General features: G+C 44.9%; 18 protein-coding genes. 2 read left to right on the plus strand and 16 right to left on the minus strand.

Features of this window, described 5'->3' with window-relative positions:
• Window positions 1-3 precede the first annotated feature (3 nt).
• The 8 genes from panC to NSQ26_RS05590 form a co-directional block, all read right to left on the minus strand.
• Window positions 4-867, minus strand: coding sequence for a pantoate--beta-alanine ligase (gene panC, locus NSQ26_RS05555; RefSeq protein ID WP_499719608.1), 864 nt, complete (start codon window positions 865-867; stop codon window positions 4-6).
• Window positions 864-1,700, minus strand: coding sequence for a 3-methyl-2-oxobutanoate hydroxymethyltransferase (panB, locus tag NSQ26_RS05560; RefSeq protein WP_499719610.1), 837 nt, complete (start codon window positions 1,698-1,700; stop codon window positions 864-866). Before panB ends, panC begins: the two co-directional genes overlap by 4 nt.
• A 248-nt stretch (window positions 1,701-1,948) precedes the next feature.
• The gene (locus tag NSQ26_RS05565) at window positions 1,949-2,920 is read right to left on the minus strand and encodes a biotin--[acetyl-CoA-carboxylase] ligase (RefSeq protein WP_499719611.1); all 972 of its coding nucleotides are present in this window, start codon (window positions 2,918-2,920) and stop codon (window positions 1,949-1,951) included.
• Window positions 2,917-4,038, minus strand: a complete 1,122-nt coding sequence (locus tag NSQ26_RS05570; protein WP_499719612.1) for a CCA tRNA nucleotidyltransferase — start codon at window positions 4,036-4,038, stop codon at window positions 2,917-2,919. Before NSQ26_RS05570 ends, NSQ26_RS05565 begins: the two co-directional genes overlap by 4 nt.
• Window positions 4,035-5,180, minus strand: a complete 1,146-nt coding sequence (gene bshA / locus NSQ26_RS05575) for an N-acetyl-alpha-D-glucosaminyl L-malate synthase BshA (protein WP_499719614.1) — start codon at window positions 5,178-5,180, stop codon at window positions 4,035-4,037. Before bshA ends, NSQ26_RS05570 begins: the two co-directional genes overlap by 4 nt.
• Window positions 5,181-5,189: 9 nt before the next feature.
• Window positions 5,190-5,888 (minus strand): bacillithiol biosynthesis deacetylase BshB1, encoded by a 699-nt coding sequence (gene bshB1, locus NSQ26_RS05580; protein ID WP_499719616.1) that lies wholly within the window; start codon window positions 5,886-5,888, stop codon window positions 5,190-5,192.
• Window positions 5,889-5,969: 81 nt separating this feature from the next.
• Complete coding sequence (dapB, locus tag NSQ26_RS05585) at window positions 5,970-6,770, minus strand: 4-hydroxy-tetrahydrodipicolinate reductase (protein WP_499719618.1); 801 nt, start codon at window positions 6,768-6,770, stop codon at window positions 5,970-5,972.
• A 2-nt stretch (window positions 6,771-6,772) separates the two neighbouring features.
• Window positions 6,773-7,105: a nucleotide pyrophosphohydrolase gene (locus NSQ26_RS05590; protein ID WP_499719619.1), complete on the minus strand. Its 333-nt coding sequence runs from the start codon at window positions 7,103-7,105 to the stop codon at window positions 6,773-6,775.
• A 292-nt stretch (window positions 7,106-7,397) separates the two neighbouring features.
• Here NSQ26_RS05590 and NSQ26_RS05595 point away from each other — a divergent pair, with 292 nt between their 5' ends.
• Window positions 7,398-8,267, plus strand: coding sequence for a YitT family protein (locus NSQ26_RS05595; RefSeq protein ID WP_499719621.1), 870 nt, complete (start codon window positions 7,398-7,400; stop codon window positions 8,265-8,267).
• Between the two features lie 148 nt (window positions 8,268-8,415).
• Here the strand turns inward: NSQ26_RS05595 and NSQ26_RS05600 are convergent, their stop codons facing one another.
• From NSQ26_RS05600 to NSQ26_RS05625, 6 genes are all read right to left on the minus strand, one after another.
• A complete protein-coding gene (locus tag NSQ26_RS05600; protein ID WP_090774962.1) occupies window positions 8,416-8,667 on the minus strand; it encodes a pre-toxin TG domain-containing protein in 252 nt (83 codons plus the stop codon).
• A gap of 69 nt (window positions 8,668-8,736) precedes the next feature.
• On the minus strand, window positions 8,737-9,252 hold the full coding sequence (locus tag NSQ26_RS05605; protein ID WP_176763782.1) for an immunity protein YezG family protein: 516 nt from the start codon (window positions 9,250-9,252) through the stop codon (window positions 8,737-8,739).
• 14 nt (window positions 9,253-9,266) lie between these two features.
• Complete coding sequence (locus NSQ26_RS05610) at window positions 9,267-10,169, minus strand: DNA/RNA non-specific endonuclease (RefSeq protein WP_090774960.1); 903 nt, start codon at window positions 10,167-10,169, stop codon at window positions 9,267-9,269.
• A 121-nt stretch (window positions 10,170-10,290) separates the two neighbouring features.
• Entirely contained in the window at window positions 10,291-10,800 is a 510-nt protein-coding gene (locus NSQ26_RS05615; protein ID WP_090774959.1) for an immunity protein YezG family protein, read from the minus strand.
• A gap of 15 nt (window positions 10,801-10,815) precedes the next feature.
• Complete coding sequence (locus NSQ26_RS05620; RefSeq protein ID WP_499719623.1) at window positions 10,816-12,798, minus strand: DNA/RNA non-specific endonuclease; 1,983 nt, start codon at window positions 12,796-12,798, stop codon at window positions 10,816-10,818.
• A gap of 12 nt (window positions 12,799-12,810) precedes the next feature.
• Window positions 12,811-13,074 carry a DUF5344 family protein gene (locus tag NSQ26_RS05625; RefSeq protein ID WP_499719625.1) on the minus strand — a complete coding sequence of 88 codons (264 nt, stop codon included), beginning with the start codon at window positions 13,072-13,074 and terminating at the stop codon, window positions 12,811-12,813.
• 219 nt (window positions 13,075-13,293) lie between these two features.
• Between NSQ26_RS05625 and NSQ26_RS05630 the strand changes: the two genes are divergently transcribed.
• Window positions 13,294-14,655 carry an IS4 family transposase gene (locus NSQ26_RS05630; protein WP_499717808.1) on the plus strand — a complete coding sequence of 454 codons (1,362 nt, stop codon included), beginning with the start codon at window positions 13,294-13,296 and terminating at the stop codon, window positions 14,653-14,655.
• On the opposite strand, the gene NSQ26_RS05635 is transcribed toward NSQ26_RS05630, so the two are convergent.
• Window positions 14,618-15,025 carry a YwqH-like family protein gene (locus NSQ26_RS05635; protein WP_499719627.1) on the minus strand — a complete coding sequence of 136 codons (408 nt, stop codon included), beginning with the start codon at window positions 15,023-15,025 and terminating at the stop codon, window positions 14,618-14,620. The genes NSQ26_RS05630 and NSQ26_RS05635 overlap by 38 nt on opposite strands.
• 169 nt (window positions 15,026-15,194) lie before the next feature.
• A complete protein-coding gene (locus NSQ26_RS05640; RefSeq protein WP_499719628.1) occupies window positions 15,195-15,776 on the minus strand; it encodes a hypothetical protein in 582 nt (193 codons plus the stop codon).
• Between the last annotated feature and the right edge of the window lie 139 nt (window positions 15,777-15,915).

Genomic DNA, 15,915 nt, shown 5'->3' on the forward strand with positions numbered 1-15,915 from the left:
TCGTCACTCCATTTCTCTATTAGCAAAGTCCAATTGTATATGATCAATTAAACGCGCGGATGGAAAGCGATACGCAAGTGCTAAAATCATCTTATCTTTTCCAATCACTACTCGCTTTAACGACGGATACGTATAGGCTTCAACATAATCAATTTCTCCAAGGGGCAGTTGCGCTAACCTCGTGCGTATAATTTGAACGAGTGTCGCAACATCACGTTCTCCTTGTTGCATGCACTGCTTTGCCGCCTGTAGTGCTTCATGTAACATTGGTGCAAGTGCACGCTCTTCTGATGTTAAATACGCATTGCGAGAACTTTTTGCCAAGCCATCAGTTTCCCGCACTGTTGGGCAAGCAACAAGTGTGATTGGCAAATAAAACTCGCGAATGAGTTGCGAAATAATCGCCACTTGCTGGACATCTTTTTCGCCAAAAAACGTATACCTTGGCTGCACAAGCCCGAATAATTTTAACACAATTGTTGCAACACCGTCAAAATGACCCGGACGACTTTTTCCACACAACACATCGGCTCCTTCACGAACGGTCACGATATGCATGGGCGTTTCTGGATACAACTCTGCTTCGGCGGGAGCAAACACAACGTCACACCCCGCTTGTTTCGCGATGTCACAATCACGCGCAAGGTTGCGTGGGTACGCATCAAAGTCTTCCCCTGGACCAAATTGGAGCCGGTTAACAAATATGCTCAGCACGACGACATCACTTTTTTGTCGCGCTGCTTCAATGAGTGACACATGTCCTTCGTGAAGTGCGCCCATCGTCGGCACAAAGCCGATGGTCTTTCCTTGTTCCCGATAGGGGGCGAGTGCTGATGTGAGCGCAGCAATCGTCTTTGCAACAATCATTTTTGTTCGCCCCCGTATAACGACAGCTTTTCTGCTTGTTTCGTCATATACATATGGGTTTTCTCGGGAAACTTACGCGCCTTCACATCGTCAACGTAGCTTTGAAGTCCTGCTTCAATCACTTCCGAAACGTTCGCATATTGCTTCACAAACTTTGGAATATGTGCGGATTCATACCCGATGACATCATGGTAAACAAGCACTTGACCATCCGTCTCACCTGCACCGATCCCAATGACAGGAATCGTCAACGTTTGTGAAAGTAGTTTGCCTAGTTGTTGCGGGACACATTCGACTACAAGCGCGAGAATACCCGCTTGCGCTAGTGCCTTTGCTTCTTCAACGATGCGACGTGCATCATCTTCTTCCTTTCCTTGCACGCCGTAACCACCCAGTACACCCACAGATTGTGGTGTTAAACCGACATGCCCGACAACAGGCACACCGGCCTGAACGAGCTGTCGTACCGTATCCACTCGCTCATAACCACCTTCAAGCTTAACTGCATCTGCCCCAGCTTCTTGAATGAGCCTCCGTACATGTGTGGCAGTTTCACTAAAAGACGTATGATAAGAAAAGAACGGTAAATCAGCAACAACAAACGTATTCGGCGCACCACGCTTCACCGCTTTTGTGTGCAGAACAATGTCATCGACTGTTACGGGTATCGTCGAATCATAGCCAAGCACAACCATCCCAAGCGAATCACCGACGAGAATCATATCGACACCCGCCCGTTCCGCCAGTCGCGCAGACGGCGCATCATACGCTGTTAACATGGCGATCGGTACGCCATCTTTCTTCATCTGTAAAAACGTCTTCGTTGTCTTCATATTCAATCTCTCCTTACAGTTTCATGTGTTCAAATCGAACTGCATGAAACGGCCAGGATTGCTTGATTCATTATCAAGCAGCGCACATTTTCTCGAGAGTCTCTGTTCCTGATGGAATCAGAGCTCATTCAATATGCACGTATCCTTTCCCTAACTACAGGCCATTCTTCCCAAAACAAGTGAAGAAAGCCCTATGATCGGTGCCGTTCTTACAGATACAGCCCTTGCGCTTCTAGTATATCATACGATTACCGTGTTGTGTCTAACTCAATATCAGCTGAATAAACCAAATGGATGTCGCCACCCTCATCCCGCACTCGTAAGCGCCCATCATCAGTGATCCCAAGCGCATAACCATGTAACGTCTCACGCGACGTTCGGACGTGCACATATGTATGTAAGCTAATCGCCCGTGCTTCCCACAACGGCTTGATCGCCATAAATCCTTCCTCCACATAAGCCTCATACAACCATTCAAATTCATTCATAGTTGCCGCGACGAGGTTAGCACGCGAAATTCGTTTCCCTGTTTCTAATTGAATGGATGTCGCCACATCTGCCAAACCATCTGCAAAATCTTCTCGCTCATGATGACAATTCACACCCATCCCAACAATGACATATTTGACCCAGTCTGGGTCTGCGGCCATCTCCGTTAAAATACCGACCAATTTTTTTCCTTTATACAAAATATCGTTCGGCCACTTAATATCACAAGAGAGTCCACTTACTTGTTCAATCGCACGAACAACCGCCACAGCTGCTAATAACGTTAATTGGGGCGCACGCTGCGGCTCAATTTGCGGCCTCAGTAACAAGCTCATTGAAATACCGACACCTTGCTTTGACTGCCACGGACGCGCCAGCCGTCCTCGCCCTTGTTGTTGCGCATCCGCGACAATGAGTGTCCCTTCTGGTGCCTCTTTATTCGCGTACTCATGGGCAACAAACTGTGTGGATGACACCACCTCGTAATCATGAATGTGTCGACCCAGGAATGATGTGGTTAAATATGGCCAAATGTCATAACTTTTTAATGTGTCGGGACGCGAAACAATGCGGTACCCTTTGCGCGTGACAGCATCAAACGTATATCCTTCAGCAACGAGCGCTTTCATTTGTTTCCATATCGCTGTACGCGACACACCGAGCTGTTGGCTAATTTCCTCACCTGATACGTATGTTTTCTCGTTTAGTAACGATAAAATTTTTTCTTTCATCCTATCTCTCCTTGCAAAAACGATTGTAAAGCAGCGCGCTCATTTGCCACTACCCCTGTCACCACTGCATATTCCGCTTTTTCTAGTGCAGCAGCAAGCCACGGGCCAGGCTTTTTCCCCGATACGGCGAGTAAATCATGGCCATTTATTGCAAGAGCATGACGTGACTGGATCGGTAGCGCCTCATACCGTTGCACCAATACGACAGGAGCAATCGCATCTTCGCCCCGAGAACGGCGCACATCCTCAATTAACTGGGCGAGCGGCAATCCGAGTTCATATAGCTCCCAATCATTTAATGCTGCCATTTGCCGTTTTATATAGCTAGCATATGCCTGTTTTACTGCTTGCTTTTGCTTCTTTGCAATCGGAAGTGCTGCTAAAAAGCCCGTTTCCTGCAGGCTTACTGCTACTTCTAGCCATGTCCGCACCCCATCATCCCAGTGCTCATCCGGTAGCGTCCGCAACTGCTGATAACGCGCGTCTGTCAATGGAAAAATCGCGATATGTGCCCCAACCCCGGTATGATGTAACAATGATAGTGATGCTTGCGCAAACGCCCCCGCAAACAACCGTTCAAGCTCAGCGGCAACGCGCTCGTTTGCGACATTTGTCAGTTGCGCGCGCCGCGCCGTCATTTCAGCCTGTAACATTTCATCGACACGAAACCCGAGCTCGCTCTGGAAGCGGGCCACCCGTAACAGCCGAAGCGGGTCATCGACAAACACATCCTCAGGTGCATACGCACGCAAAATACCGGTTTGTAAGTCGGCTTGTCCACCGACAACATCAATGAGCTCCCCCTTCGCTGTCATCGCCAGGCTATTTATTGTAAGATCACGCTTCTGTAAATCCGCTTCCAGCGTCTCACCTTTAAACGTCGTCACTTCGACGGGTACCCCGTTGTGAAACAATAGGACCGTCTCATGTCGCTCATTCATCTGGACTGTTTTTGGAAATAATTGCCGCACTGTCGCAGCATCTGCCGAAGTTACTACATCTAAATCATGGACAGCGCGCGCAAGTAACGTATCTCTTACGGCGCCCCCCACCACGTAAGCTTCATACCCGGCTTCATGCAAGCACCGCAACACTGGATAGGCTTTTTCGACACTCACAAACATCCATCCTTTAATAACAAACTTTCGTACAATTGCTCATACTGATCAACCACATCTTGCGAGTAAAACATATCGCGCACACGTGCCAGCGCCGCCTCTTTAAATTGCGCGCGCAATGCATCATTTTCCAACAATGTGAGCGCGCGTTGACTCGCTGTTTCTGGATCGTTTACCGGGCATAAAAATCCCGTCACCCCGTCCTCAACAACTTCCGGAATGCCACCGATGTTTGTCGCGATCACCGGCACCCCGCATGCCATCGCTTCCAACGCAACAAGACCAAAGCTCTCTTTCTCACTTAACAATAGCAACAAATCACTCATAGAAAGCAACTCAACAATATGTTTTTGGTTCCCGAGGACGAGCACATTTTCTTCTAAGTCATGTTCCATAATATACTGCCGGGCAATTGGAATTTCCGGTCCATTGCCAATGAGTAACAACTTTGCCCGCCGCCGTTCGCTAATGAAATGAAACGTCTTTACGATGTCTAGGACACGCTTGACTGGACGGTAATTGGAAATATGAATGAGCACATCCTCGTCCTCAGCAATGCCATAACAGCCCCGCAATGTTGCGACCGGCTTTGGGTAATAAATTGATTCATCAATAAAATTATAAATCGTTTCAATCGGCTTATCGGTTCCGACAAGCTTGTTTGTCGCGCGCACTAAATCCGCTGACACAGCTGTCACCGCATCTGACTCTTCCACCCCAAAACGAATTAACTGGCGCAAAGACGGATCCCAGCCGAGTACAGTAATATCCGTTCCATGCAACGTCGTCACAATTTTCACATCTCGCCCACTCATTTGCCGTGCCAAAATCGCACATACGGCGTGAGGCACCGCATAATGAACATGTAAAATATCAAGCTCATGCGTACGAATGATTTCCGCCATCTTACTCGCCACCGTTAAGTCATGGGGTGGGTGTTTAAATACCGCGTATTGATTCACTTCGACTTCATGAAAATAAATGTTTGCATACACTTTATCGTCTAATCGGAAAGGAATGTCGGTCGTGATAAAGTGGACTTCGTGGCCACGAGAGGCAAGCTGTTTTCCTAGCTCTGTCGCGACGACACCGGAACCCCCTACTGTCGGGTAACAACTAATACCAATTTTTTTTGTTTTCATGGGGCGCTCTCACCCTTCTAATAAATTCGCGACAACTGGCGCACGGTCACTATAAAAGCCTTCCGCAAACGGCACGCCTGCTTCTTTCCCTAACAATCGGTCACGGCCAATGACTGTATCAATGTACGCATCCGTTAGCGGTGTACTCACACCATCCGCCGGTGTAAATTGACTTTCATATGCTTGGAGCGCTTGTTTCTTCTGCTCATATACTGCACTAACATCTGTTAAAAAAGACGGCGTCGGGATCCCGTTTATAAAATACGCATAACTTGCCTTTACACGATGCGCGGAAATGCCTGCCGTTGCAAAACGACGAATGGCGGCGTTAAACACGGCCTCTTTCATTACTTGCCCACAATGTCCGTGGTCAGGGTGGCGATCATGATGTGGGTAAAAAACGAGCTGTGGTTGCAGCACGCGTACCAACTTCACAATTTGAGAAAGCTGTGCATTTTTTATATCACGTAAACCACGATCCGGAAAATCAAGCTGATAACGTGCATGAACGCCGAGAATCGCCGCCGCACGCGCTGCTTCCTCCTGTCGTGTCGCAACCGTCCCATTCGATGACAGCTCCGCTTTTGTCAACGTTAAAAAGGCGACCCGCGACCCCTTTGCTACATACGCTGCAATCGTCCCACCCATGCCGATTTCAATATCATCAGGATGGGCGCCGCACGCGAGTATATCGACTGTTTCCGTCATACGGCATCCCTACTTTCCATTCGTTCTCACTATATCACATTCGTCACAATGACAAAAATAATCTGCCTCACATTAGGAAGTTCAGTCAAGTAAGTGTTCGAGTCCGTACACAAGCGTCTTTAGTGTCATCACTTGTTCTACCGCGAGCTTCACACCAGGCATAAAGCTCGCGCGATTTAACGAGTCGTGTCGAATAGAGAGCGTCTGTCCTTCTCCACCAAACAGCACCTCTTGATGTGCGACCCGACCTGGCAAACGGACACTATGAATTCGCATGCCTTCAAAATCACCGCCGCGACAATGCGCAAGTGTTTCTTCTTCATCCGAATGCCCCTGTGTCTTTGGCGCACGCACTTCGCTAATGAGTTGCGCTGTTTTTAATGCTGTCCCTGACGGTGCATCTAACTTTGCATCATGATGCTGCTCAATGATTTCTACATCCGTCATATATTGCGCTGCCATTTTCGCGAACTTCATCATCAGAATCGCACCAATCGCAAAATTCGGGGCAATGACAGCACCAATGCCTTTTTGTTCCGCTTGCGACCGCAATGAATGAATATCATCCTCTGTAAAGCCGGTCGTACCCACTACCGGACGCACGCCGTGAGCAAGCGCGTTCTCCATATGCTTTTTTGCAACAGCTGGTGTCGTTAAATCAATGAGGACGTCAACATGAAGTTCAGAAAAACATCTCTCCATATCCGTATAAACTGGAACGTCCCCTTCTATGTACCCATCAAGGTCTTTTAATAGCGCACCGTCATGCTGCGTATCAATAACTGCCACAAGCTCAAATTGCGGCTCACGCAAACAAAGCGCCACCGCCTCTCGTCCCATTTTCCCCCGTGGTCCAGCAACAACTAATTTATATGTATTCATTCTCATTTATCCTCTCTCGTCCAGCGGTGTGCATCCCGCGTTTTAAATTTATGTAGCACTTCATCATGTGCTGTGCTTAAGTCGATTTGCAGGGAATTTGCTAAGCAAATGAGCACAAACAACAAATCGCCCATTTCTTGTTCAATTGTATTCTCTGCTTCTGTTTCTTTTTTCGGTTTCTCACCATAGTAGTGGTTTACTTCGCACGCAAGTTCTCCTAGTTCCTCAGTAAACCGAGCAAGCATCGCGAGTGGACTGAAATAGCCTTCTTTAAATTGCCCAATATAATCATCGACTTCTTTTTGCATTTGCTGCATCGACTTCTTTTGTTCCATGAAGTGCACCTCCTCTTCGTTTGGTAAAAGACAATTGTTCCCGCCAAAGTTTGCACGCATTCTATCTCCGGACTACAGTCTGGCTTCCGGTCTATGAAGACTGTTTCCTCATGTAGTTATATCCTATCCGAAAACATTCACCAAACGCAACAATTAAAAACTCAAGATAAACATTTCTTTTTCAAGAAAAGTTGAGTACACTAAGGGTCAGGGGAAATGAATCACTGCCCACTGTAAACGCTTAAAATGATGATTCTTTAAAAAACACAGCACAAGAAAAGGAGGTATCCTCATGATACGACACTTTAAAAACATTGCTTTTATTTTACTCGGCACTGCGCTCATTGCAATGGGACTTGTTTATTTTAACATGACACATAAATTAGCGGACGGTGGCATTACTGGTATTACGTTGTTGTTATTCTTTTTATTCAGCTTCAATCCAGCAATTTCTAATATACTTATTAACATTCCCCTTCTATTTATTGGCTGGCGATTACTTGGGCGCACAACGTTTATTTACACCATCATTGGAACGGTGAGTCTATCTGCTTTTTTGGATGTGTTCCAACGGATTCCTATCAATTTCGTTCTTCATGATGATTTGATGCTCGCCGCCCTATTCGCGGGTGTAATTATCGGGGTTGGTCTCGGCATTGTGTTTCGCTTCGGTGGCACAACTGGCGGCGCAGATATTTTAGCCAAACTTTGTTTACGTTATTTTGGATGGAGCATTGGTCGTACATTGTTTGTGTTTGACTCGTGCGTCATCGCTCTATCGGTCGTCTTTTTCCTCGATTTACGGGAAGCAATGTATACGGTTGTCTACGTCTTCATTTCTGCTAAAGTGATTGACTTCATGCAACAAGGTGCCTACTCAGCAAAAGCCGCCTTCATCATCTCTGACCACATTCAAGCAATTTCGGACGATATTGCACGTGAAATGGGTCGTGGTGCCACTGCGCTTCAGGGACGGGGCACCTTTACAAACAACGAAAAAGAGATTTTGTATTGCGTCATTGCGCGAAACGAAATTGTGCGATTGCGCAACATCGTCCACCGCATTGATCCGCACGCCTTTTTAACTATTCAAGATGTGTCTGAAGCTTCCGGCGAAGGCTTTACACTGGATAGTAATAAAAGGCCGTTGCAGATGGAGTGAGTGAAAGAGTGTCTCGCGAATGAACCCTCTAAAGGCCCCAAAGCTTTAGATAATCAAAGAGAGAGTAGCCCACATTCCAAGGGGCTGCTTTTTTAGATATCTTCTTTAAAAACTTCGCTATAATCGTTATAACTTTCTTGAGGTTAGCTCACCCACAAGAAAGTAAATCCTTTACTACCGGAAACACCATGCCTACACTCGCAAGGATTCTTTCTACTGGAGCTAGTTCTCTTCCAGTGATTGGATCCACGCCGGTAACTGCCTCGATCCCGGATTTCAACGTTCCGGCTCCGTATGTGAAGTCTAGTATCATCGAAAATTCTTCAGACTCATAGAAACCTTTGGATTTAGCATCTCTTTTCTTCTCTTTTATGAGCTCTTCGTAAATAAGTTGCTCCATCTTTTCTGCTACGTGATGGAAAAGCCCCCTGCGTCAGAAACACATATATGACACAAGGGACTGTAATAATTATTCCTCTTTTTCAATTGGCTCTAAAAACGGATAACGCTTGCCTTGAGATTTTTCTTCAAGATATTCTTCAAGTAAATCTTGATAAAATGAGTCTTCCTCATATGTTGTGCCAAAGTTCTCATACTGCCATGCAATATGTGTTAGTAACGAATCGAAAGGGTTTTCTTCATAGCTAAAATGAATATTAAACTTACCATTTGAATTCAATGTCATTTGAAAACTTGTCCAAACCTCGCCAAATTCCTCTTGATAATCCTGTTTAAAATCACTAATACAAAAGGAAAGTTCATCCTCTAGTTTATCAAATTCCTCTTCCGGAAACTCAAAATTCTCAGTAATAGTCATGTTATAGACCCATTCCTGTGTCTTAGATGACTGATAATAAAAGAAGTATTTTTGGGAGCCTTCTTCATCTTCTTGAGCATAAAATTTTATTTCTGTCCAATCTTCTGGGATCATCTCTACAATTAAGCTGGCTAGCTTTTGATAATATTGTTCTACTCGATCTTTCACTTCTTTCATCCCCTTTAACTATTCTTCAAGACATCCTTTTCCCATGGTCGATCACCAATTTTATATTGAACATCAAATTTCGCTGGACGTTGTGAATCACCTTTATATTTAGGTGTAATCTTTACTTGCACGTTTTCGGGTGGATTTTTGTCTAATGCTTGTTTCCAACGATTTTCAAGTCTCTTATACGCCCCACGATTAATATTCTTATTCATCGGCACAAGATTATCCAAATCACCCGATCCCTTGAAGATCGAAGCAATTAAGTGCCCTCCATCATCATCTGGCAAACGATCTTTTCCACCGACATTTCTTTGCGCATATTCATTACGCTTGGCAACACCTGCAGACAAATCACCTTCCACGTGACGAATCCGCCCATACTTGTCTGTGCGATACAAATGCCCCGCTGGCGTCACATACTCCACATTCGGCTTTAACACTTTCTTCCGCTTTGTCCGCATATAATGATCACCATATTCGACGCGCGTATACCCTTTTGCTGCTTGTGCTGCACCTCCAGCGCCTTTCACGGCTTTTCCCGCTTTAGATGCGCCTTTTACGACTGGAAACACCATGCCTACACTCGCAAGGATTCTTTCTACTGGAGCTAGTTCTCTTCCAGTGATTGGATCCACGCCGGTAACTGCCTCGATCCCGGATTTCAACGTTCCAGCTCCGTACGTGAAGTCTAGCATCATCGAAAATTCTTCAGACTCATAGAAACCTGCGGCTTTAGCTTCTCTTTTCTTCTCTTTTACGAGCTCTTCGTAAATGAGTTGTTCCATCTTTTCTGGGTCGCCTTTACTGAGGGCGTTCGCGTGTACCCATTTATCCATCTCTCCGGCTTTTTCTGGGTCTTTCATAATGGCGCGGGCTTTGGCGCGTAGGGTCTGGACTTCTACTTGGCGATCCATCGTTTGATAAATGGTCGTTGCGTAATCTTGTTCGATGGACTGCTAGATCATTTGCGACTGTAGTTGAAGTCATTAAAATCCCCTGAGCCAGCAACAGCTTGGCGACAGGGGCAACTCTCTTCTATTCTTCTTTCACTGGCTCTAAAAATGGGTAACGCTTGCCTTTCTCTTTTTCTTCAAGGTATTCGTCGAGAAGGGTTTTGTTAAACGAGTCTTCTGATGGTACTAAGCCTAGTTGTTCGTATGCCCAAGCTACCTCTGTTAACATGGGGTCTAGGGAATTCTCGTCGTAATTGAAGTGAACATTGAAATTACCATTGTGACTCAATGTTAACTGGAAACCAGTCCACGGCTCCTCAAACTCTGCCTCATAATCATTCTTAAAATCCTTGATACAGAAAGAAAGGTTGGTATTCAGATTATCAAATTCTTCTTGAGGAACATCACACTTTTCGGGGATGTCCATGTAGTATACCCATTCATCCTTTTCGTTGGAAAAGTAGTAGAAAAAAATACCTTGGTATCCTCTTCTTGATTCTGCGTAAAGCTTTACTTCTTGCCAATCCTCCGGTATCATATCCACAATCAAATTAGCCATTTGTTGGTAATATGACTCTACTTGTGCTGACATAACCTTTCCTCCCCTTTAATCATTAATTAGATCCTTCTTCTGCCATCCTTGATTTCCGATTTTATATCGAACTTCAAACATCTCAGGACGTTGTGAATCCCCCCTATATTTGGGGATAATCTGCACTTTCACATCTTGAGGTGGTTTTGCTCTTAATGCCTGTTCCCAACGCCTTTCTAAATCCCTATACGCTCCCTGCTGATTCAAATTCCTATTCATCGGCACAAGGTTATCCAATTGCCCCGATCCTTTAAACATCGACGCAATCAAGTGACCACCGTCATCATCAGGCAAGCGGTCGCCACGTCCGACAACTCTTTGGGCGTATTTGTTTTTCTTCGCCGCCCCAATTGACAAATCACCTTCCACGTGACGAATCCGCCCATACTTGTCTGTGCGATACAAATGCCCCGCTGGCGTGATATACTCCACATTCGCCTTCAACACTTTCTTCCGATTCGTCCGCATATAATGATCTCCATACTTCACACGCATATAGCCTTTTGCTGCTTGTGCTGCGCCTCCAGCGCCTTTCACGGCTTTTCCGGCTTTAGATGCGCCTTTTACTACCGGAAACACCATACCTACACTCGCAAGGATTCTTTCTACCGGGTCTAGTTGTCTTCCCGTGATCGGGTCAACGCCGGTGACTGCCTCCACCCCGGATTTCACCGTGCCTGCGCCATACGTGAAGTCTAGCATCGTCGAAAATTCTTCGGACTGGTAGAAGCCTTTGGATGCGGCTTCTCTTTTCTTCTCTTTTACGAGCTCTTCGTAAATGAGTTGTTCCATCTTTTCTGGGTCGCCTTTACTGAGGGCGTTCGCGTGTACCCATTTATCCATCTCTCCGGCTTTTTCTGGGTCTTTCATAATGGCGCGGGCTTTGGCGCGTAGGGTTTGGGCTTCTACTTGGCGATCCATTGTTTGATAAATGGTCGTTGCGTAATCTTGTTCAATGGACTGTCGTAGACGACTGTTGGCGTCCAGTTGTTTGTTTACATCTACGTCGCCCATATATTGAATATCTGGCTTCTCCATGATACTACGTCCATAGCCAAATTGGTAGTCAATCGGAAAGGAGAATGCATACATGCCGGCACCTGGGGCAATGTCCATTGGCTCTGATACTGCGGCCGCTTGGATAATCGCTTTTGAAATCCGATGACCGTAATAGTCATCCAGTTGTAGCGCCAACTCTGCGACCACTTCGGGATGCGCGCCCATCGTCACCATCGTATAGAGGATCGACACTTGCCGGCGTAATGTTGGATCGTTTGCGACAGCTTGGTTAAACATCGGATCGTTTGCCCATTTTAATGGCGGTGCCTCTGTATGTAACTTTTTATCTTCAAAATAAGTTCTTACATTGTTAATGTTCACACCTGTCATGAACAAACCACCAGTATTCGTCCAGTCTGTCGCTTGCTTGAGGACAGCTTGGAATTCCTCCATATCGCCATCAATTTCTTCTAGTAGACTCATACATTCATTGTCGAGGATATGTAAGCCGTCTACTATGTCGCTTGCGTGTTGGCGCGCGTAATCAATATTGGTTTCCACATCCGTCACATCAAGTTTACCGATGTTTTTGCCCATAATCGCACTTGCCCGCGCGGCGAGGGCGTCGATTTCAGTTTTATTTTCATACAGAAATTCTTCAACTCGATTATAGCCGATCGGCACTTCATGTCCCCAATATTCTTCAGAGACTAATCCATCTTCAGACGGTTCAAACTCGAGAATGCGCTCCTTTACTTTTTCCAGCTTCTCAATGAGTTGGGTGCCAAAGGCGCGGCATGTCCGCAAGGCTGGTAACTGCAATTCAGCGTAGTTACGCAACATCGCTTCTCCACCTTCTCCAGAGATGGATCCTTGCATATCTAAAACGCCTGTGATCGCCGCTGTTTTAAAATCACAATGATCAAGCCCTCTTTGAACGGATGTGATATTTTGATCAATAATATTTAAGCAATTTCCGACATCAAGAAATTTTGCCATTTCTTCCCCTCCTTAACTTGAGCCTATTTTTGTGGCTAGTTCTTGATCGACGCGCTCATATTGGAGGACAAGATTTTCAAATTCAAGTGCCATTGCGTGAGATGCGCTCATATATGCTTCTAACGTTTCATTAAATGCTTCTCTCTGACTATCGAGCTTTGTCATCATATCGAGCTCGTCTGTATTTTCGACCGTTGTGACTTCAAAACTTCCGGCGACATCTCCAACCGCTTTCAACATGAGTGCGGCTTCTTCTACGTTAATTTTGATCTCCACTTTTTTCTTTCCTCCTTTCTATCGAAACATTTGTTGTTTTGTTTTTAATGTTCTCAACTTTCGCAGACAAAAAATGCTTTGAGTTTCAGTTATACCAAGGCCTGCCGGCCTATGAAATATGCACCTTGACATCAGTACTTGAAACATGAAAAGCACCACTTCTTTTAGGTATAATAGAGTTGACTAAACCCAATACCAAAAAGAAGAGGTGCTTTCTCTATGATAACTGAAAGGCATGTAAATGAGCAACTCCCAAATGAAATTAATGTTGTATTATCGGAGCTAGAAATGACAAAGCATTTGCGTCAATCAGGTATTCGGAAGAACTTTGGGTTTAGCTGTAATGTTTTATTTCGCCTTGTATTCGCGCTCATTTTCCACCAAAAAAATTGGTTTGCGCTTTTCACTTCAAAGAAGCGTGAAGATTTTCCTGGAAAAGACGCTATATATCGCTTTTTAAACTATCCAAAGTTTGCTTGGAGAAAGTTTCTTTTATCGCTCAGTACAGCTGTCATTCAAAAAGTCAGCGCATTGACATCAAATGATCGTCCCAAGGTCTTGATTGTGGACGATTCTTCATATGACCGCAATCGCAGTAAAAGGGTCGAACTGCTTGCCCGTTGTTTTGATCATTCTTCCACTAAAAATCGCTTTTATAAAGGATTTCGTATGCTTACACTCGGTTGGTCCGATGGGAACACTTTTATACCTATTGATTTTTCACTACTGAGTTCAAAAAAATCTATCATCAATGGCATCAACAAAGATATTGATAAACGTAGTGCTGGTTATAATCGACGGAAAGAAGCTCTTCAATCTGCCCCTGAACAACTCCCTGGCATGATTGCACGGTCATTATCGAAAGGAATTCAGGCCTCCTATGTTTTAATGGACTCGTGGTTTACTCAACAGCCATTGATCAAAGCAATTGTAGATCAAGGAATTGATGTCATCGGTATGGTGAAGAATTCACAACAGCGTTATCAAGTAAACGGTAAAATGCTATCCTTGAAGGAGCTTTATCACCGTGCAACGCCACTTCCAGAGAAGAAGGGCGTTTTACGCGTCATTACAACAACGATGGCAAACGGTGTCGCTGTTAAAGTTGTTTTTGTGCGCAATCGAAATAACAAGCGCGAATGGCTGGCTATTTTGAGTACAGACCACAGCCTTTCTGAACAGGAAATTATCCAGACTTACGGGATCCGTTGGGATATAGAAGTATTCTTCAAGACGACGAAGTCGCTCCTACGTTTGCAAAAGGAGTTTCAAGGGCGTTCGTACGACTCTCTTATTAGCCACACAACCATTGTTTTTACTAGATATATCGTGTTATCTTGGCAGAATCGTTGCCACAATGACAATCGGACACTGGGTGGTGTATTTTATGATCTCTGTGATGAGATGCAGGCGCTTGATTGGGCTGTTGCGTTGCAACAGTTACTCGAGCTTTTTCATGACGCTCTTGATAAGATCGGTAAGCGCGCGCAGCGATTGATCAAAAGTCAACTCTCACATTGGATTGCTGGGTTACCCACTTATATCAAGGCTTACATGCCGGATTTGAGGTGCGAAAGTTGAGTAATGTTGTTATACTATTTTTCTTTGAGGCGATGATTGTATTGTTGCGATTGATTTCTCGTTGGAGACGACTTCTTTCTTCCGTGATCGCATCCATCATATCTTGTACTTGTTCAGGTGTTTCTTTGTACGTGCGTTCAATAAGATTACGCTCACCATCATGTGTGGATGAAATCGTGCCGCGTGAAATCTCATTTTCAATTTCTGGCTCATGAATCCACTTGTTGTCATTTTCTAAATCATCTTTTTTCTTGCTCAATGACTGTCGTATCTCGAGTAGTTCCTCGCTAACTAGTGTCGTTTCTGAAACGACACTAGTTAGCGAGTCAATTTCACTGTTCAATTGGCTGATTTTTACTGAATCGTTCATCTTGTATTCTCCTAACAGCGTGCTTGTTGGTAAAATCGCCCATGCTTCACATATATTTTACCATTCTTGTGGAGATGCGACAATAAAAAAGGACAACATATTGTTATCCTTCTTCTATGTGACTAGCGTACCCCGCACTCACGATCTATTAATATTATACCAACGACACTTATTCCTTTCTCACAATCTCTATTCCCTCCGCAGCAATCAAAGGTGGGTGATACTCTCTATTCATATAATCTCCTGCTTCGATAACTGTATAAGTCAGATCAATTTGGTCATCGACCTCGATTTCATCCATCAATAAGCTTTGCTCTTTATTAAGAGAAACGTGTACAGAGACCCCTCTATCATCGACAATCAATAGCGAATCGGCTTTTTCCAGCACGGTTGCTTTCATAGAAAGCAGTTCGCCTTCTTCAACGCGTTCAATTTTCACAGCGATCATTTGTGGAGGGTAACTCTCCATCAAAATGCCTGTAGTCCATAATTTGATATGATCGCCAATTTCAAGTTGATCTACAAGTAAAGGCGTGACCTGATCTTCTGCTTGTACCCCGATAAATATCGGTTCGAAATTCGAATGCCCTTCCATATGATCGACCATCAGCGGAGAAACCTGCGCAACACGAGCAAACCGTCCATCTTTATCGACTTGTGGGATCCTATGGTTCTCTTCTACTTGACAGCCGGCGACGGAGACGACGAATAGCGCCAGCACAAACAGAAAAGATGGATGACGTCTATTCAAAGTTCTCACTCCCCATGCGTTGAATTGCAATGCAATTTTGTAACCCACTACATAACATGAAAGCCATCCCATTCCGTAAACTTTATGAAAAAAAGAACCTACTTCAAAATGCATGTAGGTTCCTTTCATTTCGCTTCGC

It is taken from the genome of Bacillus sp. FSL W7-1360, assembly GCF_038592975.1.
Lineage (GTDB): Bacteria > Bacillota > Bacilli > Bacillales > Bacillaceae_D > Shouchella > Shouchella lonarensis.

Excerpts from the sequence above, each read along its gene's own strand:
- NSQ26_RS05635 (WP_499719627.1), bottom strand. The coding sequence starts at position 15,025 with ATGAACGATTCAGTAAAAATCAGCCAATTGAACAGTGAAATTGACTCG.
- panC (WP_499719608.1), bottom strand. The coding sequence starts at position 867 with ATGATTGTTGCAAAGACGATTGCTGCGCTCACATCAGCACTCGCCCCC.
- panB (WP_499719610.1), bottom strand. The coding sequence starts at position 1,700 with ATGAAGACAACGAAGACGTTTTTACAGATGAAGAAAGATGGCGTACCG.
- NSQ26_RS05620 (WP_499719623.1), bottom strand. The coding sequence starts at position 12,798 with ATGGCAAAATTTCTTGATGTCGGAAATTGCTTAAATATTATTGATCAA.
- NSQ26_RS05595 (WP_499719621.1), top strand. The coding sequence starts at position 7,398 with ATGATACGACACTTTAAAAACATTGCTTTTATTTTACTCGGCACTGCG.
- NSQ26_RS05630 (WP_499717808.1), top strand. The coding sequence starts at position 13,294 with ATGATAACTGAAAGGCATGTAAATGAGCAACTCCCAAATGAAATTAAT.
- bshA (WP_499719614.1), bottom strand. The coding sequence starts at position 5,180 with ATGAAAACAAAAAAAATTGGTATTAGTTGTTACCCGACAGTAGGGGGT.
- NSQ26_RS05565 (WP_499719611.1), bottom strand. The coding sequence starts at position 2,920 with ATGAAAGAAAAAATTTTATCGTTACTAAACGAGAAAACATACGTATCA.
- NSQ26_RS05615 (WP_090774959.1), bottom strand. The coding sequence starts at position 10,800 with ATGTCAGCACAAGTAGAGTCATATTACCAACAAATGGCTAATTTGATT.
- NSQ26_RS05590 (WP_499719619.1), bottom strand. The coding sequence starts at position 7,105 with ATGGAACAAAAGAAGTCGATGCAGCAAATGCAAAAAGAAGTCGATGAT.
- NSQ26_RS05600 (WP_090774962.1), bottom strand. The coding sequence starts at position 8,667 with ATGGAGCAACTTATTTACGAAGAGCTCATAAAAGAGAAGAAAAGAGAT.
- NSQ26_RS05610 (WP_090774960.1), bottom strand. The coding sequence starts at position 10,169 with ATGGATCGCCAAGTAGAAGTCCAGACCCTACGCGCCAAAGCCCGCGCC.
- dapB (WP_499719618.1), bottom strand. The coding sequence starts at position 6,770 with ATGAATACATATAAATTAGTTGTTGCTGGACCACGGGGGAAAATGGGA.
- bshB1 (WP_499719616.1), bottom strand. The coding sequence starts at position 5,888 with ATGACGGAAACAGTCGATATACTCGCGTGCGGCGCCCATCCTGATGAT.